The organism is Streptomyces sp. NRRL F-5135, from assembly GCF_000719775.1.
Classification (GTDB): Bacteria; Actinomycetota; Actinomycetes; order Streptomycetales; family Streptomycetaceae; genus Streptomyces; species Streptomyces hebeiensis.
Genome location: NZ_JOHR01000054.1, coordinates 1 through 1,013, shown reverse-complemented (window position 1 = coordinate 1,013; position 1,013 = coordinate 1). Strand labels below are relative to the sequence as shown.

2 protein-coding genes are annotated in these 1,013 nt (G+C 67.5%); both read right to left on the bottom strand.

Annotation, left to right across the window (positions count from 1 at the left end; all coding sequences use genetic code 11):
* Positions 1–100 precede the first annotated feature (100 nt).
* Positions 101–745 carry a hypothetical protein gene (locus IG02_RS0135425; RefSeq protein ID WP_030757712.1) on the bottom strand — a complete coding sequence of 215 codons (645 nt, stop codon included), beginning with the start codon at positions 743–745 and terminating at the stop codon, positions 101–103.
* The coding region (locus IG02_RS37410; RefSeq protein WP_037805207.1) for a hypothetical protein at positions 742–1,013 on the bottom strand (272 nt) is incomplete at its 5' end. The genes IG02_RS0135425 and IG02_RS37410, both read right to left, overlap by 4 nt.

Sequence of the window (1,013 nt, the reverse complement as noted above, 5' to 3'; positions counted from 1 at the left end):
AGTCGTCGCGGGGGTCGTGCCGGTCGGTCGACAACTCCGCCGACGGGCGTGGGACGGGGAATGTGTGATCACGGCCGGGCATGGGCTCTCCAGGAAGCGTTCAGGCGGACGGGTTGTCGAGTCCGGAGATGCGTGCGACGTCTTTGGCGTCCAGTGACGTGCCATCCAGCAGCGCTGCGGCGACCGCACAGACGCGGTGCCAGTGGTAGTTCAGGCTTCCATCGGCCCAGCTGCAAACCTGTGTCCAGCCGCCCCATGGGTGGGCCGTGAGGTCGAACGGCACGTCGCACCGGGCCGCATAGTCGACGGCTTCCTCGCGGTCACCCTCGGCGCAGCGTTCGGCGGTCCATGCCCGCTCTGGCGTCCATGCGCCGATCTCCCGCAGCCATCGGTCAGACGCCCGCTCTCCCGCCGCGAGCATCGTCAAATACCCAGACTCTCGGGGAATCGTGCCACTGACCACGGTGTGGAACACGTTCTCCTCGGCCGGGAGTAGGTGCACGCCGTCCACTCCGATCCCTTGGGATAGGGCGATTACCGCGTGCCCGGCCTCATGGAAGGCGCCGAACGGGTGAAGCATCCCGTCTGCCAGTGGGTCGACGGCGTACTGCACGCCGTCAGGCTGCGGGTACCACGTCCAGACGCCGTCCGAGTTTTGCGACCAGCATGCTTTTGTCGCGCGGATGTTCAGCTCAGGGTGGTCGGTTGAACGGTCCACTGACGGGCGCGGGACGAGGGCGGTCACGGCTTGCTCCTCGGAGCACCCGGCTTCTCATCCCAGTAGCCGTTGTCCACACCGGTCTCCAGGTAGTGCTGTGCGTGGGCCAAGGATGCGCCAGGGTCGACCGCAGCGTGGAGGATCGCGCTGAACTCACGGTGCGCAGCGGCGTCGGCCTCGCTGAGGCCCCGTCGGCACTTGCGGTCCCAGTAGGCGTTCTCCACTTCGATGCGGTCCTGGAGTTCGGCGCGGGTCAGCGTGGACAGGTCCGCGCGGGTGAGTCGCTTGAAGGCTG